18 protein-coding genes are annotated in these 24,506 nt (G+C 62.3%); 6 read left to right on the top strand and 12 right to left on the bottom strand.

Translation table 11 applies throughout. The features are described from left to right. Nucleotides 1-174 precede the first annotated feature (174 nt). A complete protein-coding gene (sohB, locus tag KZX66_RS22700; protein WP_248083475.1) occupies nt 175-1,200 on the bottom strand; it encodes a protease SohB in 1,026 nt (341 codons plus the stop codon). Between the two features lie 192 nt (nt 1,201-1,392). On the opposite strand from sohB, the gene KZX66_RS22705 reads away from it, so the two are divergent. Beyond that, nucleotides 1,393-2,103, top strand: coding sequence for a histidine phosphatase family protein (locus KZX66_RS22705; RefSeq protein WP_248083476.1), 711 nt, complete (start codon nt 1,393-1,395; stop codon nt 2,101-2,103). 56 nt (nt 2,104-2,159) lie between these two features. Beyond that, nucleotides 2,160-2,474 carry an SCP2 sterol-binding domain-containing protein gene (locus tag KZX66_RS22710; RefSeq protein ID WP_248083477.1) on the top strand — a complete coding sequence of 105 codons (315 nt, stop codon included), beginning with the start codon at nt 2,160-2,162 and terminating at the stop codon, nt 2,472-2,474. A 60-nt stretch (nt 2,475-2,534) separates the two neighbouring features. On the opposite strand, the gene KZX66_RS22715 is transcribed toward KZX66_RS22710, so the two are convergent. After that, complete coding sequence (locus tag KZX66_RS22715) at nt 2,535-5,162, bottom strand: glucosidase (protein WP_248083478.1); 2,628 nt, start codon at nt 5,160-5,162, stop codon at nt 2,535-2,537. A 68-nt stretch (nt 5,163-5,230) separates the two neighbouring features. Next, nucleotides 5,231-6,640: an OprD family outer membrane porin gene (locus KZX66_RS22720; RefSeq protein ID WP_248083479.1), complete on the bottom strand. Its 1,410-nt coding sequence runs from the start codon at nt 6,638-6,640 to the stop codon at nt 5,231-5,233. Between the two features lie 288 nt (nt 6,641-6,928). Between KZX66_RS22720 and KZX66_RS22725 the strand changes: the two genes are divergently transcribed. Then, nucleotides 6,929-8,305, top strand: coding sequence for a VOC family protein (locus KZX66_RS22725; protein ID WP_248083480.1), 1,377 nt, complete (start codon nt 6,929-6,931; stop codon nt 8,303-8,305). 133 nt (nt 8,306-8,438) lie between these two features. On the opposite strand, the gene KZX66_RS22730 is transcribed toward KZX66_RS22725, so the two are convergent. Next, nucleotides 8,439-8,666 carry a YdcH family protein gene (locus tag KZX66_RS22730; protein WP_248083481.1) on the bottom strand — a complete coding sequence of 76 codons (228 nt, stop codon included), beginning with the start codon at nt 8,664-8,666 and terminating at the stop codon, nt 8,439-8,441. 174 nt (nt 8,667-8,840) lie between these two features. Here KZX66_RS22730 and tkt point away from each other — a divergent pair, with 174 nt between their 5' ends. Further along, entirely contained in the window at nt 8,841-10,895 is a 2,055-nt protein-coding gene (gene tkt, locus KZX66_RS22735) for a transketolase (RefSeq protein ID WP_248083482.1), read from the top strand. A 70-nt stretch (nt 10,896-10,965) separates the two neighbouring features. Here tkt and KZX66_RS22740 read toward each other — a convergent pair whose 3' ends face one another. The 6 genes from KZX66_RS22740 to lexA all read right to left on the bottom strand — a co-directional run bounded on the left by KZX66_RS22740 (nt 10,966) and on the right by lexA (nt 21,023). Beyond that, nucleotides 10,966-13,485, bottom strand: a complete 2,520-nt coding sequence (locus tag KZX66_RS22740; RefSeq protein WP_248083483.1) for an excinuclease ABC subunit UvrA — start codon at nt 13,483-13,485, stop codon at nt 10,966-10,968. Nucleotides 13,486-13,487: 2 nt separating this feature from the next. Next, complete coding sequence (locus tag KZX66_RS22745; protein WP_248083484.1) at nt 13,488-15,194, bottom strand: ATP-binding protein; 1,707 nt, start codon at nt 15,192-15,194, stop codon at nt 13,488-13,490. 109 nt (nt 15,195-15,303) lie between these two features. After that, nucleotides 15,304-18,375 (bottom strand): error-prone DNA polymerase, encoded by a 3,072-nt coding sequence (locus KZX66_RS22750; RefSeq protein ID WP_248083485.1) that lies wholly within the window; start codon nt 18,373-18,375, stop codon nt 15,304-15,306. Further along, nucleotides 18,372-19,784, bottom strand: a complete 1,413-nt coding sequence (locus tag KZX66_RS22755) for a DNA polymerase Y family protein (protein ID WP_248083486.1) — start codon at nt 19,782-19,784, stop codon at nt 18,372-18,374. Before KZX66_RS22755 ends, KZX66_RS22750 begins: the two co-directional genes overlap by 4 nt. Before the next feature lie 7 nt (nt 19,785-19,791). After that, a complete protein-coding gene (imuA, locus tag KZX66_RS22760; RefSeq protein WP_248083487.1) occupies nt 19,792-20,406 on the bottom strand; it encodes a translesion DNA synthesis-associated protein ImuA in 615 nt (204 codons plus the stop codon). Beyond that, nucleotides 20,406-21,023 carry a transcriptional repressor LexA gene (gene lexA / locus KZX66_RS22765; RefSeq protein ID WP_248083488.1) on the bottom strand — a complete coding sequence of 206 codons (618 nt, stop codon included), beginning with the start codon at nt 21,021-21,023 and terminating at the stop codon, nt 20,406-20,408. Before lexA ends, imuA begins: the two co-directional genes overlap by 1 nt. A gap of 200 nt (nt 21,024-21,223) precedes the next feature. Between lexA and KZX66_RS22770 the strand changes: the two genes are divergently transcribed. Further along, complete coding sequence (locus KZX66_RS22770; protein WP_248083489.1) at nt 21,224-21,445, top strand: RHS repeat-associated core domain-containing protein; 222 nt, start codon at nt 21,224-21,226, stop codon at nt 21,443-21,445. A gap of 10 nt (nt 21,446-21,455) precedes the next feature. Here KZX66_RS22770 and nudK read toward each other — a convergent pair whose 3' ends face one another. Continuing rightward, on the bottom strand, nt 21,456-22,043 hold the full coding sequence (nudK, locus tag KZX66_RS22775) for a GDP-mannose pyrophosphatase NudK (protein WP_248083490.1): 588 nt from the start codon (nt 22,041-22,043) through the stop codon (nt 21,456-21,458). Between the two features lie 143 nt (nt 22,044-22,186). On the opposite strand from nudK, the gene KZX66_RS22780 reads away from it, so the two are divergent. Then, nucleotides 22,187-23,113 carry an alpha/beta hydrolase gene (locus KZX66_RS22780; protein ID WP_248083491.1) on the top strand — a complete coding sequence of 309 codons (927 nt, stop codon included), beginning with the start codon at nt 22,187-22,189 and terminating at the stop codon, nt 23,111-23,113. Nucleotides 23,114-23,304: 191 nt separating this feature from the next. Here the strand turns inward: KZX66_RS22780 and KZX66_RS22785 are convergent, their stop codons facing one another. Continuing rightward, nucleotides 23,305-24,465: an alpha-hydroxy acid oxidase gene (locus KZX66_RS22785; protein ID WP_248083492.1), complete on the bottom strand. Its 1,161-nt coding sequence runs from the start codon at nt 24,463-24,465 to the stop codon at nt 23,305-23,307. Nucleotides 24,466-24,506 lie beyond the last annotated feature (41 nt).

Consider the following 24,506-nt stretch of genomic DNA (forward strand, 5'->3'; position numbering starts at 1 on the left):
GCAGATTTCCTTCAGAGCTAAATCATTACAAAATCTGTAACCCCAGCCACGCCAAGGCTTATGGGGTAAGGGCTGGCTTGCGAAGCGACCCTGTGAGCCGAGAGTTGCTTTGTCGGCTACACCGCCTTCGCAAAAGAGCTCGCCCCACAGGGTGCCGCTATTTTCAGGTATGGATTACCAGAAGCGCTGCTGGGTCAAGCGGCTCCACCAGGTCAGCAGTACCCGGTCCACAGAGCCGCTGGCCGCCAGGCCGACGCGTTCCTGCAGGCTCTTGCGCTCGGCGTAATGCAGGTGGAATACCTCGGCGGCCTTGGCCTTGGTGGCCAGGTATTCGTCGCTGGTCTGCAGCTCGTCGACCAGTTGTTTGTCGAGGGCTGCCACGCCCAGCCACACTTCACCCGTGGCGACTTCATCAATGGCCAGTTGCGGGCGATAGCGCGACACGAAGTTTTTGAACAGCTGATGGGTGATGTCCAGGTCTTCCTGGAACTTCTCGCGCCCCTTCTCGGTGTTTTCGCCAAACACAGTGAGGGTGCGTTTATATTCACCGGCGGTCAGCACTTCAAAGTCGATGTCGTGTTTTTTCAGCAGGCGGTTGACGTTGGGCAACTGCGCGACCACGCCGATGGAACCGAGGATGGCGAACGGTGCGCTGATGATCTTCTCGCCGATGCACGCCATCATGTAGCCGCCGCTGGCCGCGACCTTGTCGATGCACACGGTCAACGGCACGCCTGCCTGGCGGATACGCGCCAGTTGCGAGGATGCCAGGCCGTAGCTGTGCACCATGCCGCCGCCGCTTTCCAGGCGCAGCACCACTTCATCCTTCGGCGTGGCCAGGCTGAGCAGTGCGGTGATCTCGTGGCGCAGGCTTTCGGTGGCCGAGGCTTTGATGTCGCCGTCGAAGTCCAGCACGAACACCCGTGGCTTGGGCTCGGCTTTGTTTTTGCTGTTCTTTTTTTCGGTTTTACTTTCGGACTTGCGCAGGGCCTTGAGTTGGTCCTTGTCGAGCAAAGTCGATTCCAGCCGCTCACGCAGGCCTTTGTAAAAGTCATTGAGCTTGTTGACCTGCAGTTGCCCGGCAGATTTACGACGACCCTTGCTGCGCAGCGCCGCGAAGCTGATCAGTACCACCAGAATAGCCACCACCAGAGTGACGGTCTTCGCCAGAAAACTCGCGTATTCGGCCAGAAAATCCATGTTGCTCCTTACCAATGCAGTGCGCCACGCGCGGATTGCCCCAGCATACCGGCGGCACTGTCTTCGAGCCAGCGCTCAAACCTTGCCGGCGCGCCTCCAACGAGCTTTTAAAACAAGCGTATGTTTTTTCATTGACAGCTCTCCGGCATCCTCATAACCTCGCCAGACTTTCAACGTACCGGGAAAACGGACGTGGGCAGCATCTATCTGATTCGACATGGCCAGGCCTCCTTCGGTGCAGACGACTATGACGTGCTGTCGCCCGTAGGCGTGGAGCAAGCGCAAGTGCTCGGCCAACACCTGGCTGACCTCGGCGTGGTATTCGACCGTTGCATCGCCGGCGACCTGCGCCGCCAGCAGCACACCGCCACCGCCGCCTTCGATCGCTACACAGCGCTCGGCCTGCCGGTTCCCGACCTGGAGACCGACAGCGCCTTCAATGAATTCGATGCCGACGCGATTATTCGCGCCCTGCTCCCCGACCTGCTCACCACCGAACCCGACGCACTGGACATCCTGCGTAACGCCGCGCAAAACCGCGGCGAATTCCAGCGCATCTTCGCCCTGATCATCGACCGCTGGCTGGCCGGAACGTATGACCCGCCTGGCCTGGAAAGCTGGCTGGGGTTTGTCGAACGCGTCCAGGCGGGCTTGCAACGCATTCTTGAAACGGCGGACAACTCGCACAAAGTCGCGGTGTTTACCTCCGGCGGCACCATCACCGCCCTGCTCCACCTGATTACCCGAATGCCTGCCGCCCAGGCCTTCGAACTGAACTGGCAAATTGTTAACACCTCGCTCAACCAGCTGAAATTCCGCGGGCGCGAGGTGGCACTGGCTTCCTTCAACAGTCATACCCACTTGCAACTGTTGAAGGCGCCGCAACTCATCACCTTCCGATGAAATGCGGCCAACCGTGACCCCAAGGTCACTGGACTCCACCCTAAAGGATCGAAACCATGACTGACGTAGCTAAAGCTGTAGAAGCAATGAAAGCCAAATTCAACCCAAGCGCTGCCGACGGCCTGGACCTGGTATTCGGTTTCCGCATTGACGACACCAAGAACTTTTCGCTGATCGTCAAAGACAACACCTGCGAGCTGCAGGAAGGCGAAAACCCGGACGCCCAAGTGACCCTGGTCATGGACAGCGAAACCCTGGAAGGTATCGTCGACGGCTCCACCGACGGCATGCAGGCCTTTATGGGCGGAAAGCTGCGCACCGAAGGCGACATGATGCTGGCGATGAAGCTAAGCGAGCTGTTCCCTTCCTGATTCAAGGGCAACCCTGAATCCCAATGGGAGCGGACACGTCCGCTCCCATTTTTTTTCGCGTTAGATTTTCGGTTGCAACAGCAACGCCACCAGCGCACTCCACCCGGTTTGATGGGAGGCCCCCAACCCACGCCCGGTCTCGCCATGAAAATATTCATGGAACAACACTAAATCACGACTCGCCGGGTCCGCTTCCAACTGCGCATACCCTGCCATTGAAGGGCGCAGGCCATTTTCATCGCGAAGAAACAACCCCGTCAGACGCTGACTTAAGCTGTCCGCCACTTCCTCCAGCGACGACAGATAACCGCTGCCCGTCGGGTACTCCACCGAGAAGTCATCCGCGTAGTAACGGTGAAACTCGCGCAGCGATTCGATCAGCATGTAATTGACCGGCATCCATACCGGCCCCCGCCAATTCGAGTTGCCGCCGTACAGGCGCGAATCGGATTCGCCCGGTTGATAGCGCGCGCACAGCGTGTCGCCATTGAGCTTCAACGCCAGAGGCTGCTCAGCGAAGGCCTTGGACAGGGAACGCACACCAAAGCTTGAGAGGAACTCACGGTCATCGAGCATGCGCCGCAGCAGATCCTTGGTGCGTTCGCCGCGTAACAGCGCCAGCAGCAGGCGATTGCCCTGCCCCGGCTCGTTCCAGCGCGAGACCAACTTAGCCAGGTCCGGTCGGTGCTTCATAAAACCCAGCAAGCGCTCACGCAAACCTTGCAACCCTTCGTGTTCACGTTGCTCCAGCACCAGCACGGCAAACAGCGGCATCAGGCCGACAATCGAACGCAGGCGTACGGGCTCGTTCTGGCCGTCGGGGCGGTGAAGCACATCGTAGAAAAACAAGTCCTGCTCATCCCACAGGCCATCGGCGCTGTCATCGACGCGGTTGATGGCACCGGCGATGTACAGAAAATGCTCGAAAAACTTCACCGCAATATCCACGTACACGCCATTGCGCTTGGCCAGTTCCAGGGCGATACGCATCAGGTCCAGCGCATACGCCGCGACCCACGCAGTGCCGTCGGCCTGATCCAATTGATACCCCGGCGGCAAGGCGGCCGAACGGTCGAACAAGGCGATGTTGTCCAGCCCGAGGAACCCGCCCTGGAACAGGTTGCGACCCTCGGCGTCCTTGCGGTTGACCCACCAGGAAAAGTTCAGCAGGAGCTTGTGGAAAATCCGCTCGAGGAAATCCATGTCGCCGACGCCGGTCATCGCCTTGTCTTGCTGGTACACCCGCCAGGTGGCCCAGGCATGCACCGGAGGGTTGGCGTCGTCGAACCGCCATTCATAGGCTGGCAGTTGGCCGTTGGGGTGCATGAAGCGGTCCTTCACCAGCAGCAACAACTGATGCTTGGCATACCCCGGATCGATCAGCGCGATCGCCACCGCCTGGAAGCCCTGGTCCCAGGACGCGTACCAGGGGTATTCCCAGGTATCGGGCATGGACAGGATGTCGAAATTCGATAAGTGCCGCCAATGGGTGTTGCGGATATGCAGGCGCTCGGGCGGTGGCGCCGGTTGGGCGGGGTCGCCATCGAGCCAGCCGTTCACGTCGAAATAATAGAGTTGCTTGGACCACAGCAAACCGGCCAGGGCCTGGCGCTGTACGTTGCGCGCGTCGGCATCGGCGATGCCGTGTTGCAGCGCGGCATAGAAGTCGTCGGCTTCCTGACGACGTTGCTCGAACAGCTTGCGCGCATTGACCGGTGGTGCCTGCATAGGCGCAAAGCGCAGGTACAGGGTTTGGCTTTGCAGGCCCGCCAGCTCAAGGATGAACCGCGCGGCGACCTTGGTGCCGCGGTCACGGCGAATCGCCGTTTCCTGCCCGTGCACCACGTAATCGTTGATGCCGTCCTTGAATGGCCCCGGCGCGGCCAGCCCGTCCAGTGTGACAACGTTGCTCTCGTTTTCGCAGAACAGCCACTCCATGCCGTCCTGGCCCCAGGCAGTCAGTTGGCGATCCGGCAATTCGTGATGACGGGCCACCACTCGTTCACCGTCCAGGCGCAACTGCGGCTTGGGTGCATCAACGGTCCAGCTCCAGTCATTGCGCGCCCACAGCTGGGGCAGCACCTGCACGCGGGTCGGCTGATCCGAACGGTTGTGCAGCGTGACACGCATGAAGATATCGTCAGGCTGATGCTTGGCGTACTCGACGCTGACGTCGCAATAGCGATTGTCTTCAAAGACGCCGGTGTCGAGGATTTCATACTCGGCATCCGCCAGCCCGCGACGGGCGTTTTCGCTGATCAGGTCGCTGTAGGGAAAAGCCCCATGGGGGTATTTGTAGAGCATGCGCATGTAGGCATGGCTCGGGACACCGTCGACGAAAAAGTACAGTTCCTTGACGTCTTCACCGTGGTTGCCTTCGGCATTGGTGAGGCCGAACAGACGTTCCTTGAGGATCGCATCACGCTCGTTCCACAGTGCCAGCCCCAGGCACCAGCGTTGCGCTCTGTCGCTGAAACCGGCCAAGCCGTCCTCGCCCCAGCGGTAGGCACGGCTGCGGGCATGTTCGTGGGGAAAATAGCGCCAGGCGTCGCCATCGGCGCTGTAGTCCTCGCGCACCGTGCCCCACTGGCGCTCGCTCAGGTATGGGCCCCAATCGCGCCAACGCTCGGCATCCTCGGTCGCCAGGCGTTGGCCTTCAATCGTTTGGGTTATGGGCGTGGCCGTCATGGGTCCTCCTCCACCTGCACAGTGAGGTGCAGTGTAGGACCCATCCACGCCCGGATGCACATGAAGACTTAGAAGATGGCGTAGGTGTAGTTGAAGATCAGGCGGGTCTGGTCCTGGTCGGCGGTGCCGGTGTTTTTTCCGTGATAAGTACCGGTACGCAGCGTGGTACCGAAGCCTTTCAGAGGACCGGCCTGCACTACGTAGTCCAAACGGAAGTCGGCTTCGTTTTCTTTCTGGTCAGGACCACCGGCAACGCTGGACTTGATGTCCTTACCGTCCAGATAGGCCACGGACGCCTTCAGCCCCGGTACGTAGGCCTTGAAGTCATAGGCATACTGACCAAAGTTGACCTGCTCGCCCGCTCGGGAGAACTGGCCGACCACCGCGTCGGTGAACAGATAGAAGTCGCTGCCGCCGGCGCCTTGCGCGTGCGGGTCGGCGAGGCTGCCCTGGTTGACCCAGACAAAGCCGCCGTCATCCCCTACGCCGATGTGGCCGAGCATCAGGCTGCTGCCGCCCAACTGATAAGTGAAGGCAGCACTGTAGGTTTTGTTGTCCACTTCGCCAGCATGCCTGGCATAGCCGCCGTTGTTGTTGAACGCATAGCCGCTCGAGCCATTCTTGCCGTCGCTGGTGCTGTCGAAGTAGCGCAGGTCGGTCTTGAAGGACTGGTCATTGCCCAACGGCAATACGTGCACCAGACCGACGTAGTTCTGTTTGTAGAAGTCTTGCAACTGGGCGTAGTAGTACTGCAGCGTCAGGTTTTTCGCGAGGGTGTTATCGGAAAACCCGAAGGGCTTGTAGTCCACACCACCGAACTTGAAGCTGTCGCTGTCGCGCTGACCACCGGCGACACTCAAGCCCGTGGCGTTACTCGATGCACGACCTTCTGCACGGTTCAGTTCACCGCCGGTAAAGGTCACGTTGGGAATGTCGTTCGAGGTCAGCACGCCGCCGTCGAACGTCTGCGGCGCCACACGACTGTCGTTGGCCACCAGGATCGGCAACACCGGCGCCAGGCCGCCACCGACATGCAATTCGGTCTGGGAAATACGGAACTTCACATTCCCCGCCGCACGGCCAAAGGAGTCGGCAGGTTCAGTGCCGTTGTTCCTGGTCGGGAAGAAGCTGTTGCCGTTACCCGCCAGACCTGGGCCCGCTGCGTGGCCATCGCCACCGTCCAGGCGCAAGGCGCCGAACCCCATCACATCAAAGCCCACACCCACGGTGCCCTGGGTAAAGCCGGACTTGTAGTCAAAGCGCAGCGCCGTGGCCGCTTCGCGCAAGTCATTGTTGGTACCCGAACGGTTGTCGGCGCTGTAGTACATGGTCCGCGAACTGACGGACGCATGGCTGTCCTCCAGAAAACCGCTGTGACCGTTGCCGGTGCCCAGCGAACCGAGCCCGAAATCATCCGCGCAAGCCTGTTGTGCAAGCACGGCGGCGGTGATGGATAACGCCAGTGTAGATAGCTTCATGAACGACGGCCCCTAAACGTTTTTTTATGTGATGTGTGTGCAAACGGCGTTTTCATCCCTACAACCGTGACGATTGTTTCATGAGGTCCGGGGCAGACTCCGTGAAGAAAAAGTTAGAAAAACCGCTCGAAAATGAAGTTTCGGCACAGGCGTTTTTTGTCATATTCAGGTCATCCCATTCATTTGCAGAATGAAGTCCAGAGGAATCTTCGTTTGCAAGGCGGCCTGCAGCCCAACAAGATCCAGCAAAAGGCCATGCCCCACTCCACCGCCATCAGGAATTTTTCTATGCCCAGTTCCTTACATGTGAGCCCGGATGAGATCCGCAAGGGCTTTTCCCAGGCCATGTCCGCGATGTACCGAGATGAAGTTCCGCTGTACGGCGCGCTGATGGCGCTGGTGGCCGAGACCAATACCCGCGTGCTCGACGCCGAACCGGACCTGGCCCGACAGCTGCAACGCACCGGCGAGATCCAGCGCCTGGACATGGAGCGCCACGGCGCCATCCGCCTGGGCACCGCGGCGGAACTGGCCACCATCTGCCGCCTGTTTGGGGTGATGGGCATGCAACCGGTGGGCTACTACGACCTCACCCCAGCCGGCGTGCCCGTGCACTCAACGGCGTTTCGCGCGGTGCATGAAGACGCGCTGCAAACCAGCCCGTTTCGCGTGTTCACCTCCTTGTTGCGCCTGGAGTTGATCGAGAACCCTGACCTGCGCGCCTTCGCAGCAGCCGCCCTGGCCAAGCGCTCGATCTTCACCCCTCGCGCCCTCGCCCTGATCGAGCAAGCGGAACAAGACGGCGGCCTTAACGCCGACGACGCCGCCGAATTTATCCGTCAGGCCCTGGAAACCTTCCGCTGGCACCACACCGCCACCGTCACCGCCGCGCAGTACCAACAGCTCAGCGACCAGCACCGCCTGATCGCCGACGTGGTGGCGTTCAAAGGGCCGCACATCAACCACCTCACCCCGCGCACCCTGGACATCGACCAAGTGCAGGCCGCCATGCCCGGCAAAGGCATCACCCCCAAAGCCGTGATCGAAGGCCCACCGCGCCGCCAATGCCCGATCCTGTTGCGCCAGACCAGTTTCAAGGCCCTCGACGAAGCCATCGCCTTCACCGACGCCAGAGGCAGCCACAGCGCGCGCTTCGGTGAAATCGAACAACGTGGCGTCGCACTCACCCCTAAAGGGCGCGCGCTGTATGACCGATTGCTCAATGCCGCCCGCGACGAATTGGGCGCGTTCCCCAACGACACCAACGCCGCGCGCTACATGCAATTGATGGAACAACACTTCCAGGTCTTCCCCGACAACCACGCGCACATGCGTGAGCAGGGCCTGGCCTACTTCCGCTACTTCGCCACAGAAAAGGGCCTTTTGGCACGCGGCAGCGCCAATCAGCCGCGCACACTGGAGGCGCTGATCGCCGCCGGCCATGTCGATGTGGAGCCGTTGGTGTATGAGGATTTTCTACCGGTGAGCGCGGCGGGGATCTTCCAGTCGAACCTGGGGGATGCCGCACAAAGTCATTACGCTGCGAACTCGAATCAAGCCGAGTTCGAGCAAGCGCTGGGGCGCAAGACCCTTGATGAATTGACGCTTTATGACGAGACGCAACAGCGGTCGATGGATGAGTGCATGGAAGCACTGAACGCCTGAAACAAGATGCCACCCGGCTCATCGACGCAGTCCTTGCGCCGCAACAGTCCCCGGAGCCGGGTGGGCGCAGGGCATCACAAAGACAGAGTCACGCGATGCCCCGCCGGTAAATCCGGGCAAAACCTGATGCGTATCAGGCGTCCAATCGTCCGGCGATCTGGTCTTTTATCAGCAGGCGTTTCTTCTTCAGCACTTCCACCTCCCTGTCGTCGGCTTTGCGTGATTCGGCCTCCAGCACGTCTCCATCGGCAGCGTCGTATTGCGTGAGCAGCGAGTCCAGGCGTTTATCGCTCGCCCTGCGTTCGTGAACAACTTCCTTGCTCAATCCCAAGTCCTGATACAGGTCGTGTTTCACTGGCATGGCTTACCTCCGCAAGTTGATCAATGGCTTACGCACTTGAAGCTAGACCATTGCGAGGGGTCTTGTCATGTTTACGCTCAATACATCCCCGTTCGTCGCGGTAACGCCGATGGGATCAAACCTTTGCGGCGCCCGGCCCTCCACACTAGATCGCCACTCGAGGGAGACCGGTTCATGACTAACGCTGCCACCACTGTCGACACCCTGTGCATCAACACCCTGCGCACCCTGGCGATGGACGCCGTACAAAAGGCCAATTCCGGCCACCCCGGCACGCCCATGGGCCTGGCACCAGTGGGATACACGCTGTGGAGCCGCTTCTTGCGCTATCACCCCGAACATCCCGACTGGCCTAACCGCGACCGGTTTGTGTTGTCAGTGGGGCATGCGTCGATGCTGCTGTATTCGCTGCTGCACCTGGCCGGCGTGGTAGAGATCGATGCCAAGGGTAAACGCACCGGGCAGCCGGCGATAAGCCTGGACGATATCCAGCAGTTTCGTCAGGCCGACTCAAAGACCCCAGGGCACCCGGAATACCGCATGACCACTGGCGTGGAAACCACCACCGGGCCCCTCGGCCAGGGCTGCGCCAACAGCGTGGGCATGGCCATGGCCGAGCGGTGGCTGGCCGAGCGTTACAACCGCGACGGCCAGGTGCTGTTCGACTACAACGTCTACACCCTGTGCGGCGACGGCGACATGATGGAAGGCATCAGCAGCGAAGCGGCGTCCATGGCCGGGCACCTGAAGCTGGATAACCTGTGCTGGATCTACGACAACAACACCATCAGCATCGAAGGCCACACTGAGCTGGCCTTCAGCGAGGACGTGATCAAGCGGTTCCAGGCCTACGGCTGGCACACCTTGCACGTGACCGACGCCAATGACTTGCACGCCCTGAGCACCGCCCTGGCGACCTTCCAGGCCAACACCGGCGCACCGACCCTGATCGTGGTCGACAGCGTGATCGGCTACGGCTCGCCCCATAAACACAACACCGCCGCCGCCCATGGCGAGCCGTTGGGTGACGAGGAAATCCGCCTGACCAAGGCCGCGTATGGCTGGCCGCAGGATTCGAGCTTTCTGGTGCCCGATGAAGCACGCACGGTGCTGCGCGATGCCCTGCACGCCCGGGCCGAACCGTTGTTGCAGCAGTGGAACCAGACCCTGGCAGACCTCGACCCGCTATTGGCCGATGAATTGCAGCGCATGCGCGCAGGAGAAATGCCCACGCAATGGCAGGCCGAATTACCCGATTTTGCCGCCGACGCGAAGGGCGTTGCCAGTCGCGCCTGCGGTGGTGAAGTGCTGAATGCCTTCGCCAGGCACATCCCCTGGCTGCTCGGCGGCTCGGCGGATTTGTCGCCGTCGACCAAGACCAACCTCACTTTTGACGGTGCGGGACGCTTCAGTGCCGACGACTACAGCGGGCGCAACCTGCATTTCGGTATCCGTGAACACGCCATGGGCGCGATTGCCAATGGCATGGCGCTGTCCTACCTGCGCCCGTACACCTCGACCTTCCTGGTGTTCAGCGACTACATGAAACCGCCGATCCGCCTGGCGGCGATCATGGAGTTGCCGGTGGTGTTCGTGTTCACCCACGACTCCATCGGCGTCGGTGAGGATGGCCCCACGCACCAACCCATCGAACAGCTGACCCAGCTACGCGCCACACCGGGCCTGCTGACCCTGCGCCCAGGCGATGCCAATGAAACACGAGAACTGTGGAAAGTCGCCCTGGCGCAAACCCATCGACCCAGTTGCCTGGTGCTGTCGCGCCAGCCGCTGCCGACGCTGGACCGCACGCAGTATGCGGCGGCATCCGGAGCGGCCAGGGGCGCTTATGTGCTGGCCGCCGCGCAGGAGCCGCAGGTGATCCTGATCGGCACGGGCAGCGAAGTGAGTTTGGTCGTGGCCGCGTATGAGCGGCTCACAAAAGAAGGGATTGCTGCGCAGGTCGTGTCGATGCCCAGTTGGGAGTTGTTCGAAGAACAGGACCAGGCCTATCGCGACAGCGTGCTGCCGCCGACGGTGAAAGCCCGGGTGGTGGTTGAACAGGCCGGCCCGTTGGGGTGGGACCGTTATGTGGGGCAGACCGGCGCCAAGGTGGTGATGAACAGCTTTGGCGCCTCGGCGCCGCTGGCCAAGTTGCAGGAGAAGTTCGGGTTTACCGTTGAGCACGTCGTGAGCCAGGCCAGGCAACAAATCGAACGCGCCAATCGCTGACCATTATGGTGAGCGAGCTTGCCTCGCGCGGGCAAAACCGCTCACCACAAAAGCCCGGCGGTCGTACGGCCTAATTCAGCGCTCGGGCCAGGAAGGGCGCAGTGCGGCTCTTCTTGCTCCGGGCCACCTTCTGCGGCGGACCGCTGGCAACCACCTGCCCGCCAAGGTCGCCTGCGCCTGGGCCGATATCGATCACCCAGTCACTCTGGGCCACCACGCGCATCTCATGCTCCACCACAACCACCGTGTGTCCTGCATCCACCAGGTTATTGAGTTGGCTAAGCAGGCGGTCCACATCCCGCGGGTGCAACCCGGTCGTTGGCTCATCCAACACATACAAGGTCGCGCCCCGTGCGTTGCGTTGCAATTCAGTGGCCAGCTTGATGCGTTGCGCTTCGCCACCGGACAGCTCGGTGGCCGGCTGTCCCAGCCGCAGATAGCCCAGGCCGATATCGCGCAATACCTGCAGCGAGCGCAGTACGCCTGGCTGTTCGGCAAACACCTCGACCGCCTGTTCCACGGTCAGCGCCAACACCTGGGCGATGCTCAAGCCCTGCCATGTGATCGCCAACGTTTCGGGGTTGTAGCGCGCGCCATGGCAGGTCGGGCACGGCGCATAGACGCTGGGCATGAACAACAATTCAACGCTGACAAACCCCTCTCCTTCGCAGTTCGGGCAACGGCCTTTGGCGACGTTGAAGGAGAACTGCCCGGCATCGTACTGGCGCTTTTTCGCCGCCGGTGTGGCGGCGAACAATTTGCGCACGTTGTCGAACAGCCCGGTGTAGGTGGCCAGGTTCGAGCGTGGGGTGCGGCCGATGGGTTTCTGGTCCACCTGCACCAGGCGGCGGATGTGCTCCAGCCCGGCGCTGATGTGCCCACCACTGGTTTGCGGCGCGTCGTCTTCCAGGCTCGGTTCGTCGTCGTTTTCCACCACGCGCCCAAGCCCGCTGCCCACCAGTTCCAACAGCGCCTGACTGACCAGGCTCGACTTGCCCGAGCCGGAAATACCGGTCACGGCAGTAAAGCAGCCCAGCGGAAACGCCACACTCAGGTCGTTGAGGTTATTGCGCGTCACCCCCGCCAGCTTCAACCAGGCGCTGGGCTCGCGGCGCACCCGATGCGAGGTGCCCGGCTCGGCAAACAGGTACGCGCGGGTCTGAGAGGCCTGCACATCGGCCAAGCCTGCCGGCGGGCCGCTGTACAACACTTGGCCGCCATGCTCGCCGGCAGCCGGGCCCACATCGATCAGCCAGTCGGCGCGGCGCATGGTTTCCAGGTCGTGCTCCACCACAAACAGTGAATTGCCCGCCGCCTTCAAGCGCTCAAGCGCGATGAACAGCGCTTCACCATCGGCAGGGTGTAACCCCGCCGACGGTTCATCCAGCACATAGATCACGCCAAACAGTTGCGAACCCAATTGAGTGGCCAGACGCAAACGTTGCAACTCGCCGGACGACAACGTCGGCGTACTGCGCTCCAGGGACAGGTAACCCAACCCCAGCTCGGTCAAGGTGCTGACCCGCTCGAGCAAATCCTGGGCAATGCGCTGCGCCGCCAGGCGTTTTTCCACAGACAGTTTCATCCTGTCCTGCCCCGCCGCCACCGGCCGCAGCAGTTCGGCCAGTTGCGCTAGCGACAACTGCGATAACTCACCAATGTCCACCCCGGCAAACTTCACCGACAACGCCGCCCTGGTCAGGCGCTTGCCCTCGCACAACGGGCACGGGCTGCCCTGCATGAATTGCGCGACGCGCTTTTTCATCAGCGCACTTTGGGTGTGGGTGAAGGTGTGCAGGATATAACGCCGCGCGCCGCTGAATGTGCCTTGGTAACTCGGCTCCAGCTTGCGTTTGAGTGCGTCGCGGGTTTGCTTCGGGGTGAGACCGGCGTACACCGGCACAGTGGGGGTTTCTTCGGTGAACAGGATCCAGTCGCGCTGCTTTTTCGGCAGGTCGCGCCACGGGATATCCACGTCGTAGCCCAGGGTCACCAGGATGTCGCGCAGGTTCTGGCCCTGCCAGGCCAGCGGCCAGGCGGCCACCGCGCGCTGGCGAATCGTCAGTGAGGGGTCGGGCACCATCAATGCCTCGGTCACCTCATACACGCGCCCCAAACCGTGGCATTGCGGGCAGGCGCCCTGGGGCAGGTTCGGTGAAAAGTCCTCGGCGTACAGCATCGGCTGCCCCGCCGGGTAGCTGCCGGCGCGGGAGTAAAGCATGCGGATAAGGCTCGACAAGGTGGTGACGCTGCCCACCGACGAGCGCGCACTCGGCGTGCCGCGTTGCTGTTGCAGGGCCACGGCGGGCGGCAGGCCCTCGATGCTGTCCACATCGGGCACGCCCACTTGATCGATCAAGCGCCGCGCATAGGGCGCCACCGACTCGAAATAGCGCCGCTGGGCCTCGGCATACACCGTGGAAAATGCCAGGGACGATTTGCCCGAGCCCGACACCCCGGTAAACACCACCAGGGCATCGCGGGGGATGTCCACATCGACATTACGCAGGTTGTGTTCGCGAGCGCCGCGCACCCGCACAAAACCTGGGCGTTGGGCAGTGATCGGGGGGATGTTGCGCTGAGACGTCATGGTCAACCTTGTCTGGCGGTGAGCACGCGGCGCACCCTTAGCGTCAGGGCTTCGGGGCTGTAGGGCTTGCTCAGCAGATGAATATCGGGGCTCAGCAAGTGGTTGCTGGAGAGGATGTCGCGGGTGTGCCCGGAGGTGAACAACACCGGCACGGGGGGCTGTTGCTGGCGGGCCCAGTCGGCCAGGTCGGTGCTCTTGACCCGGCCAGGCATGACCACGTCGGTGAAAATCAGGTCCGGTTGCAGGCCGCCTTGTAACTTGAGGATGGCCTGGTCACCGTCTTCAGCGGTGAGCACGGTGTAGCCCGATTGTTCGAGCACCTCCACCACGGTCAGGCGCACGCCTTCGTTGTCTTCCACCACCAGGATGGTTTCCTGGCCGCCCATCGACGCCACAGGCTCGGACGGCGACTCCTGGCATTCCTCGCCCAGGCTGCGTGGAAAATACAACTGCACCACGGTGCCCTGGCCTTCTGCGCTACACACGTCGACATGCCCGCCACTCTGGCGCACGAAGCCGAACACCATGCTCAAGCCCAGGCCGGTACCGTGTCCGTCGCGCTTGGTGGTGAAGAACGGCTCGAACACCTTGGCCTGGATGGCCGGCGACATGCCCACCCCGGTGTCACTCACCGCCAGGCGCACATACTCGCCGGGGCTGATGCTTTTGCCGATGCAGTCGTTGGGATTGAGGATGATGTTTTCGCCGGTGATGCGAATCACGCCCTCGCCTTTCATGGCATCGCGGGCATTGATCGCCAGGTTGAGCAAGGCATTTTCCAACTGGTTGCGGTCAACGTGGATGCACCAGGGGTCTGTGGGCAATTGCACATCCAGGTGGATGGTTTCGCCCAGCGCGCGCTGCAACAGTTCGCCGAGGTTTTCGTAGATGCGCAAGGGGTTGTACACCGCCGGCGACAGCGGCTGGCGCCGGGCAAAGGCGAGCAATTGCGCCGACAGCTTGGCGCCTCGCTCCACCGCCGCAATCGCGGCACTGACGCGACGCTGCACCTGAGGGTTGTCCGGCTCATGGCGGGCCAGCAGATGCAGATTTCCGGAGATCACTTGCAACAGGTTATTGAAGTCGTGCGCCACGCCGCCGGTGAGGCCACCGATGGCTTCGAGTTTTTGCGACTGGCGCAACTGGTCTTCAGCGACCGAGCGCGCCTGCACTTCGGCGGCGACGCGCTTTTCGAGGTTATGGGTGAGTTCCTGGCGCACCTGCTCGGACTTCACCAGTTCGGTAGTCTCGACCACGATGGCCAGCACCCCGGCCGGTTGCTGATCGTCACCGGCGACGGGGCTGTAATACAGGTCCAGCCAGACCGTTTCCGGCTGCCCATTGCGCAGCAGCACCAGGTCCTTGTTGTTGAACGACAAGGTGCCGCCGGCCAGGCAGGTGTCCACCACGTGGCGGTTGAAATCCGCCACTTCGGGCCACCCCAGTTCCACCGGCGTGCCCAGCAGGTACGGGTGCCGGCCGCCGGCAAATGCCGAGTAGCTGTCGTTGTAGATCATGTAACCCGCCCGCCCCCAGAGCATCACCATGGGCACCGGCGAGGCGAGCATCATCTGCACGGTACACGCAAGGCTGGTGGACCATTGGTCGATCGGCCCGAGGTCGGTGGTCGACCAATCGAACCCACGAATACGCTGGGCCATTTCACCGGCCCAACCTTCACAGCCATGGGGGTTGGATAAGAATTGCATCGTTTGGCTCAAGGCAAAGAGAAGACAGTCGCCATTTTTGGAGCTTACACGGCGCGGTTGGTTTCATCTGGTATAAATTTGGGCGTAAACACCCTCAGATGCACCGGCTTCATTGAAAGTCGCGACTGCGCACATGAATGCCTTCCAACAGCGACGTCAGGTCGGTCAGGCGCCCGGCAATCAAGTGTCGCACCTCGCCCACCGCCTCCCAACGTCCATCCACCTTGAGCAGACGCGAGCCCACCAATGCCTGGCGCTGGCGCTCGGCAAGGTCACGCCAGACCACCACATTGAGGTTGCCGAATTCGTCTTCCAACGTCACGAATGTCACACCACTGGCAGTGCCTGGGCGCTGCCGGCCGGTGACCAGCCCCGCCACACTGACATTGCGTCCATGCTCCACCGCCATCAGCTCGCGGGAACTGCGGCAACGGCGCTTACGCAACTCATCGCGCAGCAACGCCAGCGGGTGCGGCCCAAGGGTGGTGCCGAGCGTGGCGTAATCCGCGTGCAGGTCCTCGCCCACCGTGGGCGCGGGCAAGTCCACCAGCGCTTCATCGGGGCCTGGCAAACCGGCAAACAGCCCCAGTTGTTTGTGCACCCCGGCCACGTCCCAGCGCGCCTGATGCCGGTTGCCGGCCAAGGCGCGCAAGGCGCCGGCATCGGCCAGCAGGGCCTGGGCACGCGCATCCAGCCCGGCGCGTGCATCCAGGTCGGCAATGTCGCTGAACGGCCGGCACTGACGCGCAACTTCGAGGCGACGCCCGTCCGCTTCACGGAACCCGGCGATCATGCGCAACCCCATGCGGATCGCCGGTTGCCCGCCGTCGATGGGCTCCAGGCTGCAATCCCAGTCGCTGGCCTGCACGTCCACCGGACGGATCTGTAGCCGATGGCGCCGCGCATCCTGCAGGATCTGATCCGGGCTGTAGAAACCCATGGGCCAGCTGTTTATCAGTGCACAGGCAAACGCCGCCGGTTCATGGCATTTGAGCCAGCAACTGGCGTAGGTCAGCAAGGCGAAACTGGCCGCGTGGGACTCCGGGAAGCCATAGCTGCCAAAGCCTTTTATCTGCTCAAAAATATGCGCGGCAAATGCCTCGGTGTAGCCGTTTTTAAGCATGCCGGTGCGCAGGCGTTCCTGATGCGGTTCCAAGCCGCCATGGCGTTTCCACGCGGCCATGGAGCGGCGCAACTGGTCGGCCTCGCCAGGGCTGTAGTCGGCGGCGACCATGGCGATCTGCATCACTTGCTCCTGAAACAGCGGGATGCCCAAGGTGCGCGTGAGCACACTTTCCAGTTCCGGCGACGGATAGGTGGTGGCTTCTTCCTTGTTTCGACGGCGCAAATACGGATGCACCATGCCGCCCTGGATCGGCCCCGGCCGCACGATGGCGACCTGGATCACCAGGTCATAAAAGGTCTGTGGCTTGAGCCTGGGCAACATCGACATCTGCGCCCGCGACTCGATCTGGAACACACCGATGGTGTCGGCCTTGCTGATCATCGCGTAGGTGGCCGGGTCTTCCTTGGGAATCGTGGCCAGGGCCAGGTCAAGGTTGCGATGGCGACGCAGCAGATCGAAACAACGACGGATCGCACTGAGCATCCCGAGCGCGAGGATATCCACCTTGAGCAGACCGACCGCGTCCAGGTCGTCTTTGTCCCACTGGATGATGGTGCGCTCGGCCATCGCGGCGTTTTCCACCGGCACCAGGGTGTCCAGCGGGTATTCGGAAATCACAAAACCGCCGGGGTGCTGGGACAGGTGCCGGGGGAAGCCGATCAACTGCTGGGTAAGCGTGAGCACGCGGCGCAGGATCGGGCTGTCCGGGTCGAAGCCGGCTTCGCGCAGGCGTTCCAACGGTGGCGCCTCGTCATTCCAGCGCCCGCAGCAATCGGCCAGGGCGTTGATCTGGTCCGGCGGCAACCCCAGCGCCTTGGCCACGTCACGCACCGCGCCGGCCGCGTGGTAGCTGCTGACCACTGCGGTCAACGCGGCGCGGTGGCGGCCGTAGCGCTGGAACACGTACTGCAGCACTTCTTCGCGACGCTCGTGCTCGAAGTCCACGTCGATATCCGGCGGCTCGTTGCGCTCCTCGGACAGGAAACGCTCGAACAACATATTGGTCAGGCTCGGGTTGATTTCGGTGATGCCCAAAGCAAAACACACCGCCGAGTTAGCCGCCGAGCCCCGGCCCTGACACAGAATCGACTGGCGGCGGGCAAAGCACACGATGTCATGCACGGTGAGGAAGTAGCTTTCGTAACCCAGTTTGCTGATCAGGGTCAGCTCGTGATCGATCTGCTGCAAGGTCTTGGCGTCGATGCCGTGGGGCCAGCGCCTGGCGATGCCGGCTTCGGTGACGGCGCGCAGCCAGGATTGAGCATCATGCCCCGTCGGCACCAGTTCGCGCGGGTAGTGGTAGCGCAGTTGGCCGAGGTCGAAGGTGCAACGGCGCGCGATGTTCAGGGTTTCGTCGAGCAAGGCTTGGGGGTACAGCGCGCCGAGGGCCTCCAGGCTGCGCAGATGGCGCTCGCCATTGGGGTGCAGGCGTGTGCCGGCTTCAGCCACCGGCACGTGATGGCGGATGGCAGTCATGGTGTCCTGCAGGGCGCGGCGGCCGCGCGCATGCATGTGCACATCCCCACAGGCCACCGCCGGGATATTCAGACTCGCGGCCAGTTGCAGGCGCTGCTCAAGATGACGCGCATCGTCCTGGCCGCAGTGCAGGTGCACGGCCAGCCACAGGCGTTCGGCGAAGGTGCGGCGCAGCCATTGGATCGAGGCCTGGGTATCGCTGTCCTGCGCGACCCACAGCGCCAGCAAACCACCGAGGGGTTGCTCGAAGTCTTCCTGCAGCAGGCGGTAATGGCCTTTTTCGGCACGGCGTCGGGCCACGGTGATCAGCCGGCACAGGTGCTGGTAGCCGCGCAGATCCTGCACCAGCAGCACCAGTTTCGGGCCGTTCTCGATGCACACTTCGCTGCCGATAATCAGCGGCAGCTCTACCGCCTTCGCGGCCTGCCAGGCGCGCACGATGCCGGACAAGGTGCACTCATCGGTAATCGCCAAGGTGCTGTAACCCTGACGCTTGGCGCGTTCAAACAACTCGAGCGCACTGGACGCGCCGCGCTGGAAGCTGAAGTTGGACAGGCAATGCAGCTCGGCGTAGCTCATGCAAACCAGCCTTGCAGCCACAAGCCATCGTTTTGCCCGACGCTGCGGTAAGCCCAGCCTTGTTGGCCGGCGCGGGTCCGGACCAGGTAATAGTCACGGCGGATGTCGGCGCCGTCCCACCAGCCGGACTCGATGCGCTCCGGGCCCATAAGAATCTGCACGCCCTGCTCAGCCAGCAAGGTGGGTTGATTGAGCAGCCAGCCGGGGCGCCGCACCTTGTTCAAGCCCGGGCACGCGCGGGTGTCGGTCGCCGCTTGCCAGGCGCACTCGGGGCGATGGTCGGCATGAAAACGCAGGCCTTGCACGGCTTCATCGCCCAGGCGTGCGCGCAGGCGTTCACGCAATTGCTCCCACGGCAGGGTCTGTTGCGGGCGGTCGTCGAACAGGTCCTGGCGCTGCGGCACGAACACCGGCAGGTCCTGGGCCACCAGGCGAAAACCGCGCACCGGTGCGCTGACCTGCACCTGTTCCAGGCGCCCACGGGCCAGTTCGAAGAGCATCGCCGGTTCACGCTCGGCGCTGAGCAGGCCGACCTTGATCACACTGTCGGGCAGTTGGGCGTGCTCCAGGTGCAGGTCGAAACGCTGTACGCCACTGTCGCGACCGCACAGAAACGCGGATAAATCGGCGGTCAAGCGGCGCAGGGGAAACAGCAGTGCCTGGTGGGACTGCACGTCAAAATTCAACTCGATGCGCACATCGAACTGGTCCGGCGGTTGGTAAAAACCGAGGGCCAATGGGCGCTGCCCGGCCAGGGCATCCAAGTGTTTGAGCAGGCCGGCATCGAAGCGTCGCGCCAAGGTGTGTCGGGGCAAGGCTTGCACCTGGGCCAGGGTGCGCAGGCCCATGCGCGACAAGGCGGTGGCCGCCTGGGGCTCCAGGCCGGCGCGGTCGATGGGCAACGGCGCCAGGGCGTGCAGCAAGGCGTCGTCGCCGACGGCCAGGCCATCGTAGAGATTGGCCAGCACCCGCGCCGCCGCCGGGTTGGGCGCAGCGACGATACGGTGGCGAAAACCCAGTTCGGTCAACTCCTTGCGCAAGCGCGCTTCGAACTGTGGCCAGGGCCCGAACAGCCCCAGGCTCGATTCGATTTCAAACAACAGGGCGCGTGGGTAATACAGGCTCACCTGGGAGCTGAACTTATAGGCCCAGGCCGCCAGGAACTGCTGCCAGCGCTCGATTTCGGCGGGGTCGTATTCAGCGCTGGCAAAGCTCTTGGCCAGGGCATGGGCTGCCGTCAGGGAAAGACCTGGGCGCAAGCCCAAGGCGCGCGCGGCGTCGTTGACGGTTTGCAGCACACGCCGCTGCGGTGTGCCGGCCAGCAGCGCCAAGGGCTGGTCGGGCTCGGGATGCACACGCTGCACCCCGTCCAGCGCCAATTGCGGGAAGACAATACACACCCAGCGCATGCCAACCTCAGTGCCCGGCCAGCGCGATCGGCGCCGGATGAGCCAGGCCACCGCGGCACTTGAGCACCCGCACTTGCGCAGGCGCTGCTTCGACCGCCAGGCGCAAGGCCGCCGGCGATGAATGGACCGCTTCGCTCAAGGCGCGCCAGGCAAACGCCAGGGTCTGGCCGGTTTCCGCCGCCACTTGCAGACGCCGCAGCGCGCGATCATCGACCTTGCGCGGCCAGCACAACACCGCGCCGCAACTGCCGGAACGCAGGCACTGCTCCACCGCCCACAACACGTCACGCTCCTCGGCCTGGATCACCGAGAGCCGGCGTACATCCACCCCGGCGTTCTGCCAGGCATGGGGGTACGGCGTATAGGGCGGCGCCACCAACACAATGCGTTCCCCTGCTTTGGATAAGCGCGCCAGGGTCGGCAGCACCAGTTGCAGCTCACCGATACCGTCCTTGGCCATCAGGATTTCACTCAACGCCGACTCCGGCCAGCCGCCGCTGGGCAACACCGCATCCAGCGCGGCCAGCCCGGTGGGGTGCGCGCTGGCGGGAGGCGCGGCCGGTCGGCCTTTCCACACGCGGCCGCCGTTGAACAGCGTATCCAGCGCAACCACGGCGCCCATCAGCCTTGCCTCACCAGGCCGCAGAACACCCCTTCGATGGCCAGGTCCTGATCCGGGCCCACCACAATGGGTTGATACGCGGGGTTGCGCGGCAGCAGGCGCACGCTGTCGCCACTGCGTTCAAACCGCTTGATGGTGACTTCGCCGTCCAGGCGCGCCACCACGATCTGTCCGTTCAAGGCTTCGGCACTGCGGCGTACGCCCACCAGGTCACCGTCGAGGATGCCGTCTTCGATCATCGAGTCGCCCTGTACCCGCAGCAGGTAGTCGGGGGTTTTCGCGAAGGTGCTCGGGTCCAGTTGCAGACGGCTGTGCACTTCGGCGTCGGCGCCAATGGGCCGGCCTGCGGCGACACGGCCGAGCACGGGCACGTCAAGCCATTCCGGGCGCGCGGCTTGATTAAGCACACGAATACCGCGGGCCTGGTTGGGGTTGACCTCGATAAAACCCGCTTCGGTCAATGCCACGACGTGCTTGCGTGCGACGCTGCGCGAGGCAAAGCCGAACGCCTCGGCAATCTCGGCGAGGCTCGGGGGCTGACCTTGCTGCGCGATACGGTCGCGGATGAAGGTCAGGATGGCGGTACGGCGGGGGGTCAGGGTTGTCATGGAGTACATTTGTACTCTTGTGGGAAATTTCTGACAATAGCCGGCAGTCGCATAGCGGGGACGCGAATTGTCGAAACGCCCCACGCAAGCGCCGGATAACCTCTACTCCCCGCCCCTGATAACCGCTGCAAAGTCCTTCGCCTGAATACACAGTGCGAGGGATTGCAGATGGTTGTCTTCGTTATGGCCCTGGTTAATGGGGCAATGCCTTGAACCCGGCCATCGGCAGGCTGGCCCTGACCCCAATGGACGTAAAGAAGGTCGATGCCGAAGGCGTCTTTCGTGACTTTCGTGAATGCCTGAATACCTTTTTCGATCAAGAAAGCGGACTGCACTACAACCGCCATCGCTACTACAATCCGGATATTGGTCGTTACCTCACGCAAGACCCGGTGACGTTGGCGGGTGGGATCAACGCGTACCTCACCTGAAAGGGCCGACTCACCAGCCGTCTTTCAACATCCTCAACTCCAGGTGCTGCAGCAGCATGATGGTCTTGCCATCCGCAATCTCCCCGCTCTGCACCATCGCCAATGCCTTCTCGAAGCCCAGTTCCAACACCTCGATGTCTTCGCCCTCTTCTTCCAGGCCACCGCCACTGCTCACGCGATCCCCTGGCTGGTATTCGCCGATAAAAAAGTGAATCCGCTCGGTAACCGAACCCGGGCTCATGAACGCCGCGAAGACCTTCTCCACCTGCCCCACGCGGTAGCCCGTCTCTTCTTCCGCTTCCAGGCGGATGCGTTCTTCGGGGCTGGCGTTGTCCAGCAACCCGGCGGCTGTTTCGATCAGGTAACCAGGGTAATCGTTGACGAACGTGGGCATGCGGAACTGGCGAATCAGCACCACCGTACGCTGCTCGCGGTTGTACAACAGGATGGTCGCGCCATTGCCTCGGTCGTACACCTCGCGGGTTTGGGCTTGCCAGCTGCCGTCGCGGCGGCGCAGGTCGAAGCTGTATTTCTTGAGGAGGTACCAATTGTCCGAGAGGGTTTCTTCGGCAGTGATGCGAACGGGGCTGTTGTCCATGGTCGGGCCTTTGTTCAAAAGAAGGCGCCATTGTCAGCTCTGTAATACTTTGCAAGCAATCACCCTGCACGACTGTCGAATTTATACCTGCCGCTGTAGGCCATCTGGTAAAAACCCTGCTTCACCTTTGCCCTGGAACCTTCATGTCTTCTCGTTTTCTGTCGCGCTTGCGCCTGCGCTGGTTTCCCCTGTTGTGCATGCTGGTGTTGATCGTCGGCTTGCCGGTGGGGTGCAGCGTACTGCAACAAAAAGAGCGCGAGCTGGTGTTTCGTATCGAGCCGGGCACTGCCAGTTGGTACAGCGGTTTACCGAAGGCGGTGCAGGAATTTGAACTCAAGCCCGCCAGTTTCAAGTCAGGGCAGAACATTCACGCCTGGTGGTACCCGGCCGACCAGAAAGACGCGCCGGCGGTGCTCTACCTGCACGGCGTGCGCTGGAACCTCACCGGGCAGCTGTTTCGTATCGAGCAACTGCAGGCACTCGGTTATTCGGTACTGGCCATCGATTACCGTGGCTTTGGCCAAAGCAAAGGTGACCTTCCCTCGGAAACCACGGTTTACGAGGACGCGCGTATCGCCTGGGAACGTTTCCAGGTGCTGCAACCAGACCCAAGCAAACGCCTGATCTACGGGCACTCGCTGGGCGGTGCGGTGGCCATCGACCTGGCGGCGGAACTGGGTAAGCAGACGCCGCTGCCGGTACGCGGGCTGGTGATCGAATCAACCTTCACCTCCCTCGCGGATGTGGCCACGGCGGTGGCCAACACCTCGTTGCCGGTGCGCTGGTTGCTGTCGCAGAAGTTCGATTCCATCGACAAGATCGCCGACATCCAGATGCCGCTGCTGGTGGTGCACGGCCTTGACGACCGCTACGTGCCACCGCGTTTCAGCCAGCAGTTGTTCGACGCCGCCAGGGAACCCAAGCGGCTGTTGTTGGTGCCCGGTGCCAGCCATAACAACAGCATGAGCCTGGCCGGTCGCAGCTATCGCCAGGCACTCGACAACCTGATGCAAGCCCGGATGCCGGCGCAGGTGGTTACGCACTCCACAGGCCGCAATAACCCGTCATAAATAGGTTTTCGGCACTGGGTCCGCACTTGCCTGTCAAGCGCAAACCCAGCCCATGCTGGCCCAAACGCAAAGTTGATCAAATATTGATCTATGCTTAAATCGCCAAGCCAGCCGGGGGTTCGCAAAGTTATCCACAGAGATACCCACGGTTTCCGTGGACAACTCTTTTTATTTTTTTACGTTTTTTTTGCTTATCGAATGCTTTCTGGAAATGTACCGGGCAACAAAATCTCGCGATTCACATCGCGTATATCGTTATACCCGCACAATGCCATCGACACGTCCAATTCACGGGCGATGATCTCAAGCGCCTTGGTCACGCCCGCCTCCCCCATGGCACCCAAACCGTACAAATGCGGCCGGCCGATCATCGTGCCCTTGGCGCCCAGAGCCATGGCCTTGAGCACGTCCTGGCCGGAGCGAATGCCACCGTCGAGCCACACCTCAATACGCTCACCCACCGCGTCGACAATCGCCGGCAACTGGCTGATGCTCGAGGGTGCACCGTCCAACTGACGGCCGCCATGGTTGCTGACCACCAACGCATCCGCGCCGGAATCGGCGGCCAGACGGGCGTCTTCCACATCGAGGATGCCCTTGATGATCAGCTTGCCGCCCCAGCATTTTTTGATCCACTGCACATCGTCCCAGCTCAAGCGCGGATCGAACTGTTGAGCGGTCCACGACGACAGCGAACTCATGTCCGCCACGCCCTTCACATGCCCGACGATATTGCCGAAGCCACGCCGTTGGGTGCCGAGCATGCCCATGACCCAGCGCGGCTTGGTCGCCATGTTGAGGATATTCGGCAGGGTCAGCTTGGGCGGCGCCGACAGACCGTTGATCAAGTCTTTGTGACGTTGCCCAAGAATCTGCAAGTCCAGGGTCAGCACCAGGGCGTCCACACCGGCAGCCTTGGCGCGTTCGATCAATTGCTCGACAAAGGCGCGGTCGCGCATCACGTACAGCTGGAACCAGAACGGCTGGCCGACGTGCTCGGCGATGTCTTCCAGCGAGCAGATGCTCATGGTCGACAAGGTGTAGCGCAGGCCGAACCTAGCGGCGGCACGCGCGGTGAGTATTTCGCCATCGGCATGCTGCATGCCTGCCAGACCGGTGGGCGCCAGCGCGACCGGCATGGCCATGTCCTGGCCGATCATGCTGGCGCGGATCGAGCGCTCATCGATATTGCGCGCCACACGCTGGCGGAACTTGATGGCGGCAAAGTCGCTTTCATTGGCGCGGTAGGTGCTCTCAGTCCAGGACCCGGAATCGGCGTAGTCGTAGAACATCCGTGGGACACGTTTTTGCGCCAGCTTGCGTAAATCTTCGATGGTTGTCATCAACGACATCTAGGTCACCTCTCCCTGAACTGACCCCAGAGAGTAACCGC

It is taken from the genome of Pseudomonas sp. EYE_354 (assembly GCF_023148575.1).
Classification (GTDB): domain Bacteria; phylum Pseudomonadota; class Gammaproteobacteria; order Pseudomonadales; family Pseudomonadaceae; genus Aquipseudomonas.

Bases quoted from the DNA above. Each gene is read 5' to 3' on its own strand.
- sohB (WP_248083475.1), bottom strand. From the start codon at position 1,200: ATGGATTTTCTGGCCGAATACGCGAGTTTTCTGGCGAAGACCGTCACT.
- KZX66_RS22710 (WP_248083477.1), top strand. From the start codon at position 2,160: ATGACTGACGTAGCTAAAGCTGTAGAAGCAATGAAAGCCAAATTCAAC.
- KZX66_RS22715 (WP_248083478.1), bottom strand. From the start codon at position 5,162: ATGACGGCCACGCCCATAACCCAAACGATTGAAGGCCAACGCCTGGCG.
- KZX66_RS22720 (WP_248083479.1), bottom strand. From the start codon at position 6,640: ATGAAGCTATCTACACTGGCGTTATCCATCACCGCCGCCGTGCTTGCA.
- KZX66_RS22725 (WP_248083480.1), top strand. From the start codon at position 6,929: ATGCCCAGTTCCTTACATGTGAGCCCGGATGAGATCCGCAAGGGCTTT.
- KZX66_RS22730 (WP_248083481.1), bottom strand. From the start codon at position 8,666: ATGCCAGTGAAACACGACCTGTATCAGGACTTGGGATTGAGCAAGGAA.
- tkt (WP_248083482.1), top strand. From the start codon at position 8,841: ATGACTAACGCTGCCACCACTGTCGACACCCTGTGCATCAACACCCTG.
- KZX66_RS22740 (WP_248083483.1), bottom strand. From the start codon at position 13,485: ATGACGTCTCAGCGCAACATCCCCCCGATCACTGCCCAACGCCCAGGT.
- KZX66_RS22745 (WP_248083484.1), bottom strand. From the start codon at position 15,194: ATGCAATTCTTATCCAACCCCCATGGCTGTGAAGGTTGGGCCGGTGAA.
- KZX66_RS22750 (WP_248083485.1), bottom strand. From the start codon at position 18,375: ATGAGCTACGCCGAGCTGCATTGCCTGTCCAACTTCAGCTTCCAGCGC.
- KZX66_RS22755 (WP_248083486.1), bottom strand. From the start codon at position 19,784: ATGCGCTGGGTGTGTATTGTCTTCCCGCAATTGGCGCTGGACGGGGTG.
- imuA (WP_248083487.1), bottom strand. From the start codon at position 20,406: ATGGGCGCCGTGGTTGCGCTGGATACGCTGTTCAACGGCGGCCGCGTG.
- lexA (WP_248083488.1), bottom strand. From the start codon at position 21,023: ATGTACTCCATGACAACCCTGACCCCCCGCCGTACCGCCATCCTGACC.
- nudK (WP_248083490.1), bottom strand. From the start codon at position 22,043: ATGGACAACAGCCCCGTTCGCATCACTGCCGAAGAAACCCTCTCGGAC.
- KZX66_RS22780 (WP_248083491.1), top strand. From the start codon at position 22,187: ATGTCTTCTCGTTTTCTGTCGCGCTTGCGCCTGCGCTGGTTTCCCCTG.
- KZX66_RS22785 (WP_248083492.1), bottom strand. From the start codon at position 24,465: ATGTCGTTGATGACAACCATCGAAGATTTACGCAAGCTGGCGCAAAAA.